This window comes from Mesorhizobium sp. M2A.F.Ca.ET.043.05.1.1, assembly GCF_003952445.1.
Classification (GTDB): domain Bacteria; phylum Pseudomonadota; class Alphaproteobacteria; order Rhizobiales; family Rhizobiaceae; genus Mesorhizobium.
Map to the genome: position 1 here is coordinate 514,545 of NZ_CP034446.1, position 16,189 is coordinate 530,733.

General features: G+C 64.5%; 13 protein-coding genes and 1 pseudogene. 13 read left to right on the forward strand and 1 reads right to left on the reverse strand.

Going from position 1 to position 16,189, the window contains the following annotated elements:
- The first annotated feature begins 154 nt into the window (after positions 1 to 154).
- The 7 genes and pseudogenes from EJ069_RS02475 to EJ069_RS02505 all read left to right on the forward strand — a co-directional run bounded on the left by EJ069_RS02475 (position 155) and on the right by EJ069_RS02505 (position 8,390).
- The gene (locus EJ069_RS02475) at positions 155 to 1,153 is read left to right on the forward strand and encodes an ABC transporter permease (protein WP_126059919.1); all 999 of its coding nucleotides are present in this window, start codon (positions 155 to 157) and stop codon (positions 1,151 to 1,153) included.
- A 37-nt stretch (positions 1,154 to 1,190) separates the two neighbouring features.
- Entirely contained in the window at positions 1,191 to 2,207 is a 1,017-nt protein-coding gene (locus EJ069_RS02480; protein WP_126059920.1) for a sugar ABC transporter substrate-binding protein, read from the forward strand.
- A 12-nt stretch (positions 2,208 to 2,219) separates the two neighbouring features.
- Positions 2,220 to 4,337, forward strand: a complete 2,118-nt coding sequence (locus EJ069_RS02485; protein WP_126059921.1) for an SMP-30/gluconolactonase/LRE family protein — start codon at positions 2,220 to 2,222, stop codon at positions 4,335 to 4,337.
- Positions 4,334 to 5,428 carry an SMP-30/gluconolactonase/LRE family protein gene (locus EJ069_RS02490; protein ID WP_126059922.1) on the forward strand — a complete coding sequence of 365 codons (1,095 nt, stop codon included), beginning with the start codon at positions 4,334 to 4,336 and terminating at the stop codon, positions 5,426 to 5,428. The genes EJ069_RS02485 and EJ069_RS02490 overlap by 4 nt, the downstream gene beginning before the upstream one ends.
- A gap of 3 nt (positions 5,429 to 5,431) precedes the next feature.
- On the forward strand, positions 5,432 to 6,928 hold the full coding sequence (locus tag EJ069_RS02495) for a sugar ABC transporter ATP-binding protein (RefSeq protein ID WP_126059923.1): 1,497 nt from the start codon (positions 5,432 to 5,434) through the stop codon (positions 6,926 to 6,928).
- A gap of 114 nt (positions 6,929 to 7,042) precedes the next feature.
- Positions 7,043 to 7,939: a LysR family transcriptional regulator gene (locus tag EJ069_RS02500; protein ID WP_126059924.1), complete on the forward strand. Its 897-nt coding sequence runs from the start codon at positions 7,043 to 7,045 to the stop codon at positions 7,937 to 7,939.
- Positions 7,940 to 8,103: 164 nt separating this feature from the next.
- A pseudogene (locus EJ069_RS02505) lies at positions 8,104 to 8,390 on the forward strand (GIY-YIG nuclease family protein).
- A 143-nt stretch (positions 8,391 to 8,533) separates the two neighbouring features.
- Here EJ069_RS02505 and EJ069_RS02510 read toward each other — a convergent pair.
- On the reverse strand, positions 8,534 to 10,030 hold the full coding sequence (locus tag EJ069_RS02510; RefSeq protein WP_126059925.1) for an aldehyde dehydrogenase family protein: 1,497 nt from the start codon (positions 10,028 to 10,030) through the stop codon (positions 8,534 to 8,536).
- 142 nt (positions 10,031 to 10,172) lie between these two features.
- On the opposite strand from EJ069_RS02510, the gene EJ069_RS02515 reads away from it, so the two are divergent.
- The 6 genes from EJ069_RS02515 to EJ069_RS02540 all read left to right on the forward strand — a co-directional run bounded on the left by EJ069_RS02515 (position 10,173) and on the right by EJ069_RS02540 (position 16,082).
- On the forward strand, positions 10,173 to 10,916 hold the full coding sequence (locus EJ069_RS02515; protein WP_126059926.1) for a glucose 1-dehydrogenase: 744 nt from the start codon (positions 10,173 to 10,175) through the stop codon (positions 10,914 to 10,916).
- A 27-nt stretch (positions 10,917 to 10,943) separates the two neighbouring features.
- Positions 10,944 to 12,035 carry an isocitrate/isopropylmalate dehydrogenase family protein gene (locus EJ069_RS02520; protein ID WP_126059927.1) on the forward strand — a complete coding sequence of 364 codons (1,092 nt, stop codon included), beginning with the start codon at positions 10,944 to 10,946 and terminating at the stop codon, positions 12,033 to 12,035.
- A 4-nt stretch (positions 12,036 to 12,039) separates the two neighbouring features.
- On the forward strand, positions 12,040 to 13,188 hold the full coding sequence (locus tag EJ069_RS02525) for an alpha-hydroxy acid oxidase (protein WP_126059928.1): 1,149 nt from the start codon (positions 12,040 to 12,042) through the stop codon (positions 13,186 to 13,188).
- 109 nt (positions 13,189 to 13,297) lie between these two features.
- The gene (gene fghA / locus EJ069_RS02530; RefSeq protein ID WP_126059929.1) at positions 13,298 to 14,131 is read left to right on the forward strand and encodes an S-formylglutathione hydrolase; all 834 of its coding nucleotides are present in this window, start codon (positions 13,298 to 13,300) and stop codon (positions 14,129 to 14,131) included.
- Positions 14,132 to 14,296: 165 nt separating this feature from the next.
- Positions 14,297 to 14,749: a DUF2231 domain-containing protein gene (locus EJ069_RS02535; RefSeq protein ID WP_126059930.1), complete on the forward strand. Its 453-nt coding sequence runs from the start codon at positions 14,297 to 14,299 to the stop codon at positions 14,747 to 14,749.
- On the forward strand, positions 14,736 to 16,082 hold the full coding sequence (locus tag EJ069_RS02540; protein ID WP_126059931.1) for a sorbosone dehydrogenase family protein: 1,347 nt from the start codon (positions 14,736 to 14,738) through the stop codon (positions 16,080 to 16,082). The genes EJ069_RS02535 and EJ069_RS02540 overlap by 14 nt, the downstream gene beginning before the upstream one ends.
- Positions 16,083 to 16,189: the final 107 nt, after the last annotated feature.

A 16,189-nucleotide genomic window follows, 5' to 3' on the forward strand; every position in this document is an offset into this window, starting at 1 on the left:
CAAACTGCACAGCGTATCAGAAAAACGAAATTGTCCGCCGACGCTCCAGTCGTAATTGTCCCATACAGGCGAACGGCTCGGAGCCTTGGGAGGATTCCGGTTCAGCTGGCCGCCTGAGGAAGGCGCCAATCATAGGCTGCCTGGGAGGAGGAAAATGCCTGGTTCGGGCAAATCGGACGACAGGCGCCTTGGCTTCAAGGCGTCGCAGGAAGTCGTCGTCGTCGCGATCTCGGTCGTGCTGTTCCTCGTCTTCTCGGCGACGCTCAACAATTTCCTGAGCCAGGGCAATATCATCGCCATCCTTAAGAACGTGTCGATCCTCGGCACGCTGGCCGTCGGCATGGGCTTCGTCGTCGTCGGCCGCGGCATCGACCTCACCATGGTGGCGGTCATGGTCGTCGGCGTCGCCTTCAGCATCTGGATTTCCACCTGGGGCATCGATTTTACGCTTGCGGTGATCTGCGGTGCTATCCTGGTCGCGGCCATCGGCCTGTTCACCGGCGTCATGGTGGCGATCGCGGAGGTGCCGCCGATCTTCGCCACTTTGGCCATCGCCTCGTCGGTCTACGGCTCGGGGCGCATCGTCTTCGCCTCGGACGTCCTCTATGCGCCGCCGGATATCGCCTGGCTGAAATTCGTCGGCAATGGCAGCGTGCTCGGCATACCGATGTCCGTCGTCATCTTCGGCGCGGTGGCGGCTCTCATGGGTCTCTTTCTGAGGAAGACGCGCTTTGGCCGGCTGGTCTACGCAACCGGCGACAATCCGAACGCGGCCCGCACCACCGGCCTGCCGACACGCCCGATCATCGTGACGCAATATGTCATCAGCGCGCTCATCGCGTTCACCGCCGGCATCATCATGACCGGTCTCGTCACCGGTATCGACACGCGCCTCTACAATTCGAGTCTGATCTACGACGTGCTGCTGGTGGTCGTGCTGGGCGGCATCGGCCTGTCGGGCGGGCAGGGCGGTGTGCGTAACGTGATCGCCGGCACCATCCTGGTCGGCATCCTGACCAACGGCATGACGATCCTCAACTTCTCCTACACCAGCCAGAATTTGATCAAGAGCGTGATCCTGCTCGGCGCCCTTGCCATCGACGCCATCATCAATCCGCGCGACGAGCAGACCTCGCAGAGCGGCGACCTCTGAAACAAGAACTCGAACCATCAAATCAGGGAGGAAACCTATGAAACTATTCAAGAAATGCCTGTTGGCGGGCATGGCCGCGCTCGCGCTGCTAGGCGTCGCGCAGGTCGCAAGCGCGCAGGAAACCGATCAGGTCGGCCGGGCTGCCTATCTCGACGGCGTCAAGGGCAAGAAGGTCATCTTCGTGCCGATCTCGCAGGGCATGGACCTCAACCAGGCCTGGGTGATGGTGTGGCAGCGTCACGCCGCCCGCTATGGCTTCACGCTCGAGGTGCGCGATCCGAACGGCGACACCAATGCCGGCATCCGCGCCATGCAGGGCGCCATCGCCGAGAAGCCCGACCTGATCATCGTGCAGAACCCGGACGTGCAGACCTATGCGCGCCTTTTGAAGCAGGCGCAGGCCGCCGGCATCAAGGTGCTGCAGGTCAACATGCAGTCGGCGACCCAGACCGACTCCTATGTCGGCAATGACTGGATCGAGATGGGCCGCCTGGAGATGGGCGAGCTGGCCAAGCAGTGCACCGGGCCGAACGCCGTTTCGCACAAGGTGGTGTGGCTCGCCGGCGTCCAGACGGGCGCCGCCAACATCTATATGCGTACCGGCATCGACGAGGTGCTGAAGGCCAATCCAGAGCTGCAGCTCGTCTCCGACCAGCCGGCCGACTACATCAGCGAAAAGGCCCGCCAAATCACCGAGACGGTGCTGCAGCAGCATCCCGATCTCTGCGGCATCATGGGCATCTGGGACAATGCCGAAGTCGGCGCGGGCGCGGCGGTAGCGGCTGCGGGCAAGCAGGATCAGGTCACCATCGTCACCAATGGCGCGGGTGCCGCCACCGGCTGCGAGAGCATCAAGAACGGGCTGCTCGACGTGATCTTCAACTTCAATGCCCCGATCCAGGGCGAGATCGCGGCGCAGCAGATCTCCGAGTTGCTGCAGCACCCGGATCGGAAGGCGGGCAGCGAGAAGACCATCTTCTTCGGCCCGATCACCCGCGTCGACAAGACCAACGCGACCGGCCGGAACTGCTGGAAGCCCGAAGACATCAAGTAAACGGACTTTCCGATGAGCATGGCCGAAAGCCTTGTGCGCTGGCGCTACCGTCTGCTCCCCGACCATGTGGTCGGGGAGATCCTGACCAAGAAATGGATCGACAGCGTCATTCCCTTCACCGCGCTGGTGATCCTGTGCGCGATCTTCGGCGCGATCGTGCCGGGCTTCTTCGACGTGACGACGCTGACCAATCTCAGCGGCCAGACCGCCGAACTCGGTCTTGTCGTGCTCGGCATGACCATCGTTATGGTGTCCGGCGGCATCGATCTCTCGGTCGGCTCGACCTTCGCACTCGCCGTGCTGGTCACGCTCTACGGCATGAATGTCCAGCAGTGGAGTTTTGGGACCGGCCTGCTGGCGTGCCTCGGCCTCGGCGTCGTCTGCGGCGCCATCAACGGCTTCCTGGTCGGCTTCCTGCGCATGCGGGCGTTCCTGACCACGCTGGTCACGCTCATCATCTACCGATCCACCTTCGACATCGTCTTCCCGCATGTCTCGACGGCGATCGTCACCAGCGGCCCGGATTCGCCGGCCTATGATTTTCTCGGCTTCGGCACGATCTGGGGCGTGCCGACCTCCTTCGCGGTCTTCGTGGTCATTGCCATCGTGATCCACCTGGTGCTGTCGCGCGCCCGCTATGGCTGGCGGCTGTTCGCGGTCGGCGGCGCGCGCCGCTCCGCCTACAATGCCGGCATCAATGTGCGTTTCACCCTGTTCAGCGCCTATGTGCTCTGCTCGGTTCTGGTGGCGCTCTCCGGCTTCTTCTTCTCGGCTCGCATCGGCAGTGCCGCGTCCGATATCGGCACCGGGCTCGAGCTGCAGGTGCTGACCGCGACCGTGCTCGGCGGCATCTCGCTCGGTGGCGGACGCGGCTCGGTCGCCAAGGCGCTGATGGGCACGCTCTTCGTGCTCGTCCTGTCGAACAGCCTGCTCGCGCTCGCCGTGCCCGGCCCGGTCAACTACCTGATCCTCGGCCTCGTGCTGCTGCTCTCGGTCATGCTCGATGTGCGCTGGGTGAAGAACCGCCACAAGATCCTGCGCAGCGTCTATATCTCGCCGACCTTCGCCAAGATGCCGCAGGCGATCTCGACCGCGCCCGGCGCGCCGATGGCTGTGAACGACCGGCTGAAGGATGTCGGCGTCATCGGCCTCGGCTTCCTCGACGGCGCCGAGGATGTGATCTTCGACCGCCAGGACCGGCTCTATACCGGCAGCCGGCAGGGCGACATATTGCGCTTCCAGCCGCCGCACTACACGGAGAGCGAAGTCTTCGCCCATATAGGCGGCTCGCCGCTCGGCATGGCGTTCGACCGCGACGACAATCTTGTCATCTGCGTCGCCGGCATGGGCCTCTACCAGGTCTCGCCGGCGGGCGAGGTGAAGCTGCTCACCGCCGAGACCAACCGCTCGCTGACATCGGTCGTCGACGACTCGAGCATGAAGCTTGCTGACGACTGCGACATCCTCCCAGACGGCCGCATCGTCTTTTCCGAAGCCACCGTCCGTTTCGAGATGCACGACTGGTATGCGGACGCGCTGGAGAGCCGCGGCAACGGGCGCATCATCGTCCACGACCCCAAGTCCGGCTCGACCCGCACGCTGTTGTCGAACCTGGTCTTCCCCAATGGCATCTGCACAGCCTTCGACGGCCAGTCGGTGCTGTTCGCGGAAAGCTGGGCCTGCCGCATCAGCCGCTACTATTTCGACGGTCCGAAGAAGGGCAAGGTGGAGCGGGTCATCGAGGGACTGCCCGGCTATCCCGACAACATCAACCGCGCCTCCGACGGCACCTATTGGCTGGCGCTGATGGGCATGCGCACGCCGGCGCTCGACCTGTCGCTGGAAATGCCCGGCTTCCGCCGCCGCATGGCGCGGCGCGTGTCCGAGGATGCCTGGCTGATGCCCAACCTCAACACCGGCTGCGTGCTGCGCTTCGACGAGAAGGGCCAGATCCTGGAAAGCCTTTGGGACCAGGCCGGCGAGAAACATCCGATGATCACTTCGATGCGCGAGCACAAGGGCATCCTCTATCTCTGCGGTATCTTCAACAACCGCATGGGAACCCTGCCGCTGAAGGGCTCCGATCCCAACTGGTTCAGCTCGGATTCCTACTGGGGCAAAAAGCCATGAGCGCCGTGAGCCGGTTTTTCGATCGCTTCCTTGGCCGTGGCGACTGGGCGGTGACCGTTCCGACGCTCGACGGGCCGCTGCTGCCCAACCAGGACCTTGAGGAGGCGGAGCTCTTCGCAGGCCTCGCTGAGGCCGACAATCTGGTGCGGACCGAAAAGGGCATGCTGGCGAGCAGTGCGAACCGGCTGACGCGGTTCGACGCCGACGGCAAGGCGGAGGTCCTGCAGGAATTCCCGGGCGAGATCACCGCGCTCGCCAATGCACGCGGCATGACCGCCCTGGCCATCGACGGCAAGGGCGTCGTCATCCGCGGCGGCCTGCATGACGGGCGGCAGGCGACGGGCGACGAGGCCCACAGGCTGTCCTGCGTCACCGCGCTGACTTTCCTCGACAGCAACACATTGCTGGTCGCCAACGGCTCGGCCACGCTGCCGGCGAGCGCCTGGCGCCGCGACCTGATGCAGAAGAACGCTTCAGGCTCGGTCTGGCGCCTCGACCTGAAAAGCGGCCGGCTGGAGCTGATCCGCGACGGCCTCGCCTGGCCGGCCGGCATCGCCACGACCGGGTCAAACCGCGTCTACGTCACCGAGGCCTGGCGCCATCGCGTGCTGGCGATCGATCTCGCCGGCAAGGCGACGGCGCCGGTGCTGGAACACCTGCCGGCCTATCCGGCGCGCATCGCGCCCGCCTTCAACGCCGGCTACTGGTTGACCTTCTATTCCGTGCGCAACCAGCTGGTGGAGTTCATCCTGCGCGAGGAGACTTTTCGCAAGCGCATGCTGGTTGAGATCCCGGAAGCCTACTGGATGGCGCCGTCGCTCAGCTCGTGGCGCGACTACCGCGAGCCGATGCAGGGCAGCCAGCTCAAGCAGATGAATGTGCTGAAGCCTTACGCGGTCACCAGGTCCTACGGGCTGGTGGTCCATTGCGACCAGAACATGAAGCCGCTGTCGAGCTTCCATTCGCGGGCCGACGGCACGGTGCACGGCACCATCAGCGCCTGCGAGGTCGACGACGATCTGCTCGTCGCCTCGCGCGGCGGGTCGAGGATCGTGCGCGTGGCCGAGGCCGCCAGCGGCAAGCGGGGTTAAGCGATGTCGGATAACATCATCGAGCTCAGGGACGCGACCAAGGCGTTCTCGCGCATCCCCGCCTTCAAGAACGTCACTTTCGACCTGCGCAAGGGTGAGATCCACGCGCTGCTCGGCGAAAACGGCGCTGGCAAATCGACGCTGACCAAGGTCATGGCCGGCGTGTTCAAGCTGACCGAGGGCAAGCTGTTCTTCGACGGCAAGGAGGTGTCTTTCGCCACGCCCGCCGAAGCGCTGCGCGCCGGCATCGCCATGGTGTTCCAGGAGACCAATTTGGTGCCGGCCATGACGGTTGCTCAGAACCTCTATCTCGGCGAGGAGAAGATGTTCAACCGGCTGCGCGGCCTCTACATCCAGGCGCGCCAGTTCCTCGCCGGCATGGGTTTCCAGGTCGACCCGACCGCGCAGGTGAGCACGCTGGGCGCCGCCCACAAGCAGATGGTGGAGATAGCCCGCGCCGTCCACCACAAGGCGCGCGTCATCATCTTCGACGAGCCGACTGCGACGCTGACCCCGGAAGAGAAGCGCCATTTCTTCAACCTGCTGCAGCGGCTGGTGAAGGAAGGCATCGCCGTCATCTTCATCACCCACGCGCTCGAAGAGGCGCTCGCCGTCGCCAACCGCATCACCGTCATGCGCGACGGTGAGATTGTGGCCTCGGGCGAGGCCAAGGGGTTCACCCGCGCCTCCATCGTGCAGGCCATGGTCGGCCGCACGCTCACCGAAACGCTGCATGGCGAGGTCAAGCGCACCGCGCGCCCCTATGGCGACAAGGTGCTGTCGGTCGAGAACCTCTCCTGCGCCGGCCTGGTGCGCAACTCGTCCTTCTCCGTCTTTTCGGGCCAGGTCACCGGCATGTTCGGCCTGGTCGGCGCCGGCCGCACCGAGATGGCCAAGGTCGTTGCCGGCCTGTTGAAGCGCAACATCTTCCACGGCGGCGAAATCCGCTTGCTCGGCAAGTCGGTGCGTTATCGCGTGCCGCGACCGGCGGTGCGCGACGGCATCGTCTATGTGACGGAGGACCGCAAGTTCGACGGCTTCTTCGAGACGATGACGGCTGGCGAGAACCTGCAGATCGGCGAACTGACCGACAAATCCAACCCGGTGTCGATCGTGTCCCTAACGCGCGCTAGGGAGCTTGCCAAGCAATGGGGCGAGCGTCTGAGGCTGAAGCAGATCAGCGAGCGCGCCAGGATGATCGAGCTTTCGGGCGGCAATCAGCAAAAGGTCGTGATCGCCAAATCGCTGATTCAGCAGCCCAAGCTGGTGATCTTCGACGAGCCGACGCGCGGTGTCGATGTCGGCGCCATCGTCGAGATCCACCAGCTCATCAGCGATCTTGCCGATCAGGGCATGGCCGTCGTCGTCATCTCCTCCTATCTGCCGGAAATCCTTGCGGTTTCCGACCGCATCCTGGTCGTGAAGCGCGGCCGCGTGGTCGAGGAGATGATGCTGTCGGACGCGACCGAGGAGCGCGTCATGTTCGCCGCGGTCCACTGACCAAGAAATAAATTCGCTGGCTAAGCCCGGGCCGGCGCCTGGGCAGGCCTATTGCCTTGCAATCAGTTCCGCGTCTGAATAGGTCAGGAGGCCAGATCACCTGCCCGAGCGGACATGTCCAGCATCAACCTCAAACTTTTGCAGACGTTCCTGCTTGCCGCGGAAAACGGCAGCTTCCGACGTGCGGCTGAAGAGAGCAACCGCTCGCCGTCGGCGGTCTCCATGCAGATACGCGACCTCGAGGAACAGATCGGCATCTCGCTCTTCATCCGCACGGCACAGCGCGCCAGCCTGACGCCGGAGGGCCAGGTGCTGTTCGAGGAGATCGCCAATGCGATGTCGCAGGTACAGACCAGCCTCGATCGGCTGACCGAGATCGCGGCGCGGCGCAAGGGCAAGGTGCAGATCGCCTGCGCGCCGACATTGGCGGCGAGCCGGCTGGGCGACATATTGGCGACGTTCAAATTGCGCTATCCGCGCTCCATCGTCGAGGTCATCGAAACCCCGCCGCAGGCAGCGCTTGCGCTGTTGCAGCAGCAGGAGGTCGAGTTCTATCTCGGCCCCGAGCTGCCGAACCTCAACGACTTCCAGTTCGAGTCGATCCTGGACGATCCGCTGATGGCGTGCATCCCGATGGAGACCTATGGTGGCGAGAAGAAGCTCAATCTGTCCGACCTCAAGCGCTTCCCGCTGATCCTGCTCAACCGCAAGACGGCGGTGCGCGGCCTTCTCGACCGGCTGACGGCGGCGGAAGGGATCGAGCTCAAGCCGCAATACGAGGTCGAAAGCGCGCAGACGGCAGTGGCGCTGGTGTCGTCGGGGCTGGGCGTCTGCGTCGTGCCCGGTATCGCCATCTCGCGCAACGACGAGCGCATGCGGGTGGTGCCGATCGACCATCGCGACGCCCATCGCGCCGTCGGCATCATTACCGCGCGCGGCTATGTGCACCACTCCTTCTCCGAGCAGCTGATGAACCTGATCCGCACCAATCTGCGCGAACTGGCGAGCTGAGCACGCGCTTCAAAATTGGAGCAGAAAGCCCCTCCGTTCGTCATCCTAGGGCGTAGCAAGGAGCGAAGCGACGCGCGAAGACCCTAGGATCCATGCCGGAATCTCGCCCGTAGAGCGCCACGGTGCAGAATGGTCGTTGACAGCAGACCGACTAGGATCGCCACATGACCGGATACGTCCACATGACCGCGAGCCAGAAGGGCGGCACGATCTACATTGGTGTCACCAATGACCTCGCCCGCCGAATTCCGGAGCACAAGACGGCCAAGGTTCACGCTTCACCAGCCGCTACAACGTGCAGCGTTTGGTCTGGTACGAAGAGTTTTTCGATATCGCCGACGCTATTCAGCGCGAGAAATCGCTGAAACGCTGGCCAAGGCAATGGAAGGTCGAACTGATCGAGAAGACCAATCCGACTTGGTCCGAGCTATTTCACGGGATCGGCTGGTGACTATTCTTCACCCCAGCAGCGCTCGCAAGTTCAGGCATGGATCCTAGGGTCTGCGCGCGTCGCTTCGCTCCTTGCTTCGCCCTAGGATGACGAAGGCGTCGGCGGCATTTGCCTCCCTCCCTTTGCAGGCCGGCCTCACCTTATCAGTCGGTCTGGATCCAGACCGCCTTCGTCTCCAGATATTCGTGCAGGTGCTCGATACCGCCTTCGCGGCCGTAGCCGGACATCTTCATGCCGCCGAACGGCACGGCCGGATCGATGGCGTGGTACATGTTGACCCAGACCGAGCCGGCCTTGACCCGGCGGGCGAGCTTGTGCGCGGTGCCGAGATTGGTGGTGAAGATGCCGGCCGCCAGGCCGTAGGGTGTGGCGTTGGCACGCGCCACGGCTTCATCCAGCGTGTCGAAGGGCATGGCCGAAATGACCGGACCGAAGATTTCTTCCCGCGCGATCGTCATCTTGTCGGACACAGCGCCGAAGACGGTCGGCGCGATGAAGTTGCCGCCGTCATAGAGCTCGCCCGTCAGCCGTGAGCCGCCGGCGACCAGCCTGGCGCCTTCGTCGCTGCCGGCCTTGATGTAGTCTTCGACCTTGCCGGCCTGCCTTGCGTTGATCAGCGGCCCGATCTCGGTCTCAGCCTCGATGCCGTGGCCGATGCGCAGCTTGCCGGCGAACTCCGCGACCCGGCGCACGAACTCGTCGTGGATCTCGCGCGCCACGAACAGGCGTGAGCCGGCGATGCAGATCTGGCCGGAATGCACGAACACCGCCATTGCCGCGACCGGCACGGCCTTGTCGATATCGGCGTCGCGGCAGACGATGATCGGCGACTTGCCGCCGAGCTCCAGCGAGACGCGCTTGAGATTGGTGACGCCGGCGCGGGCGATCGCCTGGCCGGTCAGCGTCGAGCCGGTGAAGACGATCTTGTTGACGTCCGGGTGCTCGGCCAGCCGCGCGCCGGCCTCGGCGCCCGTTCCGGTGACGATGTTGACGACGCCGTCGGGCACGCCGGCTTCCTGCATCAGCTTCGCGATCAGGAGCGGCGTCAGCGACGCATCTTCCGACGGCTTCAGCACGACGGTGCAGCCGGTGGCGAGAGCCGGCGCAATCTTCCAGACCGAGGCGGCGGTCGGCGCATTCCAGGGAATGATCGCGCCGACGACGCCGACCGGCTCGCGTCGGGTGAAGGTGACGATCTCGCCGGGGATCGAATTGTCGATCGCCTCGCCGTGCAGCGCGGTCGCCATGCCGCCATAGAAGCGCAGCATGCCGATGACCCGGCGGCGGTTGGCCAGCGTGCGCGTGATCGGCAGCCCCATGTCGAGCGTGTCGGAGACGCTGAGCTCTTCCCAATGTTTTTCGAAGAGGTCGGCGATCCTGAGCAGCACGCATTGCCGCTCGTAGGGCGAGAATTTCGACCAGGGGCCTTCGAAGGCCGCGCGCGCGGCGGCCACCGCCGCGTCGATATCGGCGGCTCCGCCGCGCGGCACTGTCGCCAGCACCTCGCCCGTCGCCGGGTTCAGCGCCTGCATCTCTTCTCCGGACTGCGCCGCGACCCACTTGCCGCCGATGAACATCGGCCGGAATTCGCCCTGGTAGAGCGTCGTGGCCTTCGCCCTCGGGTCGAAGTTCAGCGTCATCGTCTCCTCCTCACGAATTCCGAGGCGACTATTACTCCCGCTTCGGGCGACCTCAAACAAGGAAAGCTAAAAGGGCGTTCAGATAATCGGACTGTGCAACGCGCGCGTCTTCCCCGATGGTGCCGGCAACGGAGGAACAGATATGAGACTTGCTGGCAAGGTCGCCATCGTCACCGGTGGCGGGTCGGGATTTGGCGAAGGCATCGTCAGAAAATTCGTCGAGGAAGGCGCGTCCGTCGTGCTGATGGATCGCGACGAAGCCGCGGCTTCGCGCGTTGCTGGCGAAGCCGGCGACAAGGTGCGGCCGATCACGGGCGACGTCTCGACGCTGGAGAGTTTTGTCGCGGCCGCCGAGCTGGCGCGATCGGTCTTCGGCGGGCTCGACATACTCGTCAACAACGCCGGCGTCGCGCAACCGCCATTGCCGCTTGAGACGATGGACGAAGGCCTGTTCGACCGCATCGCCAACGTCAACATGCGCTCGATCTACAACGGCTCCCGCGCGGTGGTGCCGCATTTCAAATCGAACAAAGCAGGCGCCATCCTCAATGTCGCTTCGACGGGCGGCGTCTCGCCGCGTCCGAACCTCACCTGGTACAACGCCTCGAAGGGCTGGGCGATCGCAGCCACGCGCGCCATGGCGGTGGAGCTCGCGCCGTTCGGCATCCGCGTCAACGCGATCAATCCGGTCGCCGGCGACACGCCGCTTCTGTCCACCTTCATCGGCTCCGGCGAGGAAAACCGCGCCCGCGTCGTCGCCACCATTCCGATCGGCCGGCTGTCGACGCCGCAGGACATGGGCAACGCCGCGGCGTTCCTGTGCTCCGACGAAGCCAGCATGATCACCGGCGTCGACCTCAACGTCGACGGCGGCAAATGCATCTGAATATTTGCGGTTCCTGAGGGATTGGCGATGAAGGATGTCTACCAGATCGCGGTCGTGCATGGCGACGGCATCGGCCCCGAAGTGTGCGCCGCGGCCGTCGAGGTGGTGAAGGCAGCACTGGGGCCGGACTGCCCGTTGCGCTTCACCGAATATCCGGCCGGCGCGGAGCATTTCCTGAAGACCGGGCAGAGCTTTCCCCGGCCGACCTTCGAAGCGTGCCGGGCGGCGGATGCGATCCTGCACGGCGCCGGCGGCCTGCCTGGCGTGGTCTATCCGGACGGCACGGAAGCCGGGCTCGACTTCACGCTGAGGCTCCGTTTCGAGCTCGACCTCTACGCCAACATCCGCCCCATCAGGCTCTTCGAAGGGGTGACGAGCCCGCTCGCCGGGGTGAAGGCCGGCGACATCGACTACGTCATCCTGCGCGAGAACAGCGAAGGGCTTTACGCCGCGCGCGGGGCAGGGGCATTGCTGCGCGGCCAAGTGGCGGTCGACACGCTGGTGCAGACGCGCGCCGGTATCGAGCGCATCGTGCGCAAGGCCTTCGAGCTGGCGCGCCAGTCGAACGGCGCGCCGCGCGACGGCGTTCGCCGGGTGACCTGCTGCGACAAGGCGAATGTGCTGCGCAGCTACGCGTTTTTCCGCTCCGTCTTCGACGAGGTGGCGAAAGACTATCCCGATATCGAGACGGAACATGCGCTGGTCGACGCGATGGCCATGCATCTCGTGCTGAAGCCCGGCCATTTCAACGTCATCGTCAGCGAGAACATGTTCGGCGACATCCTCTCCGACCTTGCCGCGGCGACGGTCGGCGGAATGGGCATGGCGCCCTCGGCGGAGGTCGGCGACGCAAATGGTTTCTTCCAGGCGGCGCACGGCTCGGCGCCGGACATTGCCGGAAAGGGCATCGCCAATCCCTACGGCACGATCCTGTCGGCGGCGGCCATGCTCGATTGGCTTGGCCGCGGCCATGACGATGAAAGGCTGCTTCGGGCCGCCGAACAGATCCGCCGTGTGACGGAGGCATGCCTGGCGAACGGGCTGCTCAGCGCCGATCTGAAGGGAAAATCATCGACCGCCGAGATCACCGGGAACGTCTGCGACCGGCTCGCGGCCTGAGGCGATGGGGCGGCTCGATCACTGCGTATCGGTGGAGGATTTCCGCCAACTGGCGCGCCGCCGGCTGCCGAAATCCGTCTTCGAGTTCGTCGATGGCGGAGCAGGCCAGGAGCTGACCTTGCGCGGCAACCGCGCCGGTTTCGAGCGTATCCGGCTGCTGCCGCGTGTTCTTACCGACGTATCCCAGCCCGATCTCACCACCACCTTGTGGTCGAGGACCTATCCGACGCCGCTGGTGATCAGCCCGATGGGGTCCTGCGCGCTCGTTCGCCCCGGCGCTGACATCGCCATTGCTTCAGCGGCCGCGGCGCGCGGCATTCCCTACACGCTGTCGACCATGGCGACGACCGGCATCGAGCGGATGGCAAGGGCTGTCCACGGCCCGCTCTGGTTCCAACTCTATGTGCTAAAGGATTTCGATTTCAATCGCCGGCTGGTGCGGCAGGCTGAAGAGTTCGGCTATTCGGCGCTGGTCGTCACTGTCGACCTGCAGACGGGCGGCAAGCGCGAGAAGGATCTGAGGAACGGGATTTCGATCCCGCTCAGGCCTTCTTTGCGGCACATGATCGAAGGGATCGCGCATCCGGCCTGGTCGCTTCGCCTGCTTCGCAGCGGCCTGCCGCAGTTCGAGAATGTCCGAGGCTATCTCGGTGATACCAGCGCGGGGCTGACGATCGCGGCGCGCGTCGGCCGCAATCTCCACGCGGGTTTCGACTGGGACGACTTCCGCACGATCCGCGACTGGTGGAAGGGGCCGCTGATCGTCAAGGGTGTCCTGCACCCGGACGATGCCATGAGATTGATCGCGGAGGGCGCGGACGGGATCTGGGTGTCCAATCACGGCGGCCGCCAGCTCGACGGTGCGGTCGCGAGCATCGATGCGACCAGCGCCGTGCATGCGGCCGTTGGCGGCCGGGCTCCAATCCTCATCGATTCCGGCATCCGCACGGGCATGGACGTCATCAAGGCAAAAGCGCGCGGCGCGGCCGCTTCGGCCATCGGCCGCGCCGCGCTGTTCGGCGCGGTGGCAGGACAGGTTGGCGTCGATCGTGTGCTGGATATCCTGCTCGAGGAAATCGCCTCCGGCCTGAAGCTTTCCGGAGTGCCCGGTTTTCAGCAAGTCGGCCCAGACCTGATTGCGCCTGCGGCCTAACCGAACCTAACCTTTGTCGCGCCAGACCTGTGGTTTGCCGAGGCGCCAGGTTGCGCCGACCATGGCCGGCGGTTATGCCGGGCCAGGATTTCCCAACGAGAGGCAACCGATGAAGGTCGTTTCCACCTCCAAATCGCATGGCGGCATCCAGGGCGTCTATACGCACGCTTCCGAGGCCTGCGCCTGCGACATGACCTTCGCCGTCTTCGTGCCGCCCCGGGCCAAGGACGGGCGGCTCCCGGTCCTGTGGTATCTGTCGGGTCTCACCTGCACGCACGCGAATGTCATGGACAAGGGCGAGTACCGGCGCCTGGCATCCGAGCTCGGGCTAGTCATCGTGTGTCCCGACACCAGCCCGCGTGGACCGGCCGTTCCCGACGAAAAGGACAATTGGCAATTCGGCTGCGGCGCCGGTTTCTATCTCGACGCGACCGAGCAGCCTTATGCGAAGAACTACCGCATGTATTCCTACATCGCCGAGGAATTGCCTGCGCTGGTCGCCGCCAATTTTGCGGTCGACATGTCGCGCCAGGCAATCTTCGGCCATTCGATGGGCGGGCACGGCGCACTGACGATCGCGCTGAAGAATCCGCAGCGCTACCGGAGCTGCTCGGCCTTCGCGCCGATCATGCAGCCCTCGACGGCCGGCTGGTCGCGGCCGGCCTTCGAAAAATATCTCGGATCGGACGAAAAGAGCTGGCGCGCCTATGATGCGACGCTGCTGATCGAGGACGGCAAGCGGTTCCCGGAATTTCTCGTCGACCAGGGCACGGCGGATGGTTTCCTGAAGGAGGGCCTTCGGCCATGGCTGCTGGAAGAAGCCTGCGGGAAGGCAGGCATCGATCTGACCCTGCGCATGCAGGAAGGCTACGACCATTCCTACAATTTCATCTCGACCTTCATGGACGATCATCTGAAGTGGCATGCCAGCCGTCTTAAATGACATCCGCAGAATGCGGACCCCGCCGCAATCGAACGGTCCATTCCGGGTCACCCGTGACTGAAGGGATATCGGCGTTCACCTTCCGGTGAGCGCTCGTATTTCCGGCGGAACATTCCTCTTTTCGCGCTGTTAAGCCCCAGCAGCAGCGCGGAAAGGAGCTTGCGCATGGACAATCCGCGATCCACGGCAAGCATAGCCGGCCATCCCATCCATCCCATGCTCGTCACGATCCCGATCGCCTGTTTCGTCGGGACCTTGCTCACCGACATCGCCTACTGGCGGACGGCCGAAATGACCTGGGCCAATTTCTCGGCCTGGCTCCTGACCGTTGGTGTCATCGTCGGTATCCTGGCCGCCATAGCGGGGCTCACCGACTTTCTTGGCAGCCGCAGGATACGCGCCCAGCCGACGGCATGGCTGCATATGGCCGGCAACCTCGTCGCGCTCGTTCTGTCCTTCTTCAACATGCTGATCCACACGCGCGATGCCTGGACGTCCGTCGTGCCGACCGGACTGATCCTGTCGGCGCTGGTGGTGATCATTCTGCTCTTCACCGGCTGGCTCGGCTGGGCGCTGGTCTATCGCCATCATGTAGGAGTGGCCGATGAGACGGTTTGACTGCGCGATAAGATGGCCGACCGCGGCGCTCTGCTGCGCAGCGGCGCTGAGCATTGCCGGCTGCAGCGACGACAACACCGATCCGAACGCGCAGATCGGCCCGAACCCGAAACTGCCGGAGATAAATCAGTACCTGTTCCCGCCAATCCATCTGGCCTCGGTGGTCGGCTGGAAAAACAATGAAAAGCCGGCCGTCGCACAGGGTCTGCAGATCGAGGCGCTGGCCAAGGGACTTCAGCATCCGCGCTCGATTTACGTGCTGCCCAATGGCGACATACTGGTGGTGGAGTCCAAGGGGCCGGATGAAGCATCGGTCAAGCGGCCGAAGGATATCGTCATGGGCTGGGTCGAAAGCTGGGTGACTTCCGGCGGCGACACCGGGCCGAGCAACCGCATCACGCTGCTGCGCGACACCAATGGCGACGGCAAGCCGGATTACCAGGGCGTGTTCCTCGACCATCTCAATTCGCCCTTCGGCGTGGCGCTGGTCGGCAACGACCTTTATGTCGCCAATACGGACGCGATCGTGCGCTACCCCTACCAGCCGGGCGATACAAAGATCACGGCGCCGGGCAAGGTGCTGACGGAACTGCCGGGCGGGCCGATCGATCACCACTGGACGAAGAGCCTGGTGGCGAGTCCAGACGGCTCATTGCTCTATCTCGGCGTCGGCTCGAACAGCAACATCACCGAGAACGGCATCCAGGCCGAGAAAGATCGCGCCGCGATCTGGGAGGTCGACCGCGCCACCGGCCGCTCGCGCATCTTCGCCAGCGGGCTGCGTAATCCCAACGGCCTGTCGTTCGAGCCTGAGAGCAAGGCGCTGTGGACGGTGGTCAACGAGCGCGACGAGCTCGGCCCGAACCTCGTGCCGGATTATATGACGTCGGTGAAGGACGGCGCCTTCTATGGCTGGCCCTACAGCTACTACGGCCAGCATGTCGATCCGCGCGTGATGCCGCAGCGGCCGGACATGGTGGCCAAGGCCATCCCGCCGGACTATGCGCTGAGCTCGCATGTCGCGCCGCTCGGGCTCGCCTTCTACACCGCAAGCAACCTGCCGCAATCCTATCGCGGCGGCGCCTTTGTCGGCGAGCATGGCAGCTGGGACCGCTCCCAGTTCAATGGCTACAAGGTTGTCTTCGTGCCGTTTAGCGGCGGGCATCCGAACGGCATGGCGCAGGACGTCGTCACCGGCTTCCTCAACGACAAGGGCGAGGCGAGGGGCCGTCCGGTCGGCGTTGCCGTCGATAAATTCGGCGCGCTGCTGATTGCCGACGATGTCGGCAACACGGTGTGGCGTGTCACCGCGGCGGCGCCGGGATCGACGTAAGGAACAGGCATCCTTCGATACTACCGCCCGGCCTGGCCGATCAATTGAACGGGTGTCGTAGAGGCGCGATAATCCGGCTGGAAACAGTGGGATCCCGCGCAGGAGGC

Coding starts and splice junctions, on each gene's coding strand:
- EJ069_RS02475 (WP_126059919.1), top strand. CDS start 155: ATGCCTGGTTCGGGCAAATCGGACGACAGGCGCCTTGGCTTCAAGGCG.
- EJ069_RS02480 (WP_126059920.1), top strand. CDS start 1,191: ATGAAACTATTCAAGAAATGCCTGTTGGCGGGCATGGCCGCGCTCGCG.
- EJ069_RS02485 (WP_126059921.1), top strand. CDS start 2,220: ATGAGCATGGCCGAAAGCCTTGTGCGCTGGCGCTACCGTCTGCTCCCC.
- EJ069_RS02490 (WP_126059922.1), top strand. CDS start 4,334: ATGAGCGCCGTGAGCCGGTTTTTCGATCGCTTCCTTGGCCGTGGCGAC.
- EJ069_RS02495 (WP_126059923.1), top strand. CDS start 5,432: ATGTCGGATAACATCATCGAGCTCAGGGACGCGACCAAGGCGTTCTCG.
- EJ069_RS02500 (WP_126059924.1), top strand. CDS start 7,043: ATGTCCAGCATCAACCTCAAACTTTTGCAGACGTTCCTGCTTGCCGCG.
- EJ069_RS02510 (WP_126059925.1), bottom strand. CDS start 10,030: ATGACGCTGAACTTCGACCCGAGGGCGAAGGCCACGACGCTCTACCAG.
- EJ069_RS02515 (WP_126059926.1), top strand. CDS start 10,173: ATGAGACTTGCTGGCAAGGTCGCCATCGTCACCGGTGGCGGGTCGGGA.
- EJ069_RS02520 (WP_126059927.1), top strand. CDS start 10,944: ATGAAGGATGTCTACCAGATCGCGGTCGTGCATGGCGACGGCATCGGC.
- EJ069_RS02525 (WP_126059928.1), top strand. CDS start 12,040: ATGGGGCGGCTCGATCACTGCGTATCGGTGGAGGATTTCCGCCAACTG.
- fghA (WP_126059929.1), top strand. CDS start 13,298: ATGAAGGTCGTTTCCACCTCCAAATCGCATGGCGGCATCCAGGGCGTC.
- EJ069_RS02535 (WP_126059930.1), top strand. CDS start 14,297: ATGGACAATCCGCGATCCACGGCAAGCATAGCCGGCCATCCCATCCAT.
- EJ069_RS02540 (WP_126059931.1), top strand. CDS start 14,736: ATGAGACGGTTTGACTGCGCGATAAGATGGCCGACCGCGGCGCTCTGC.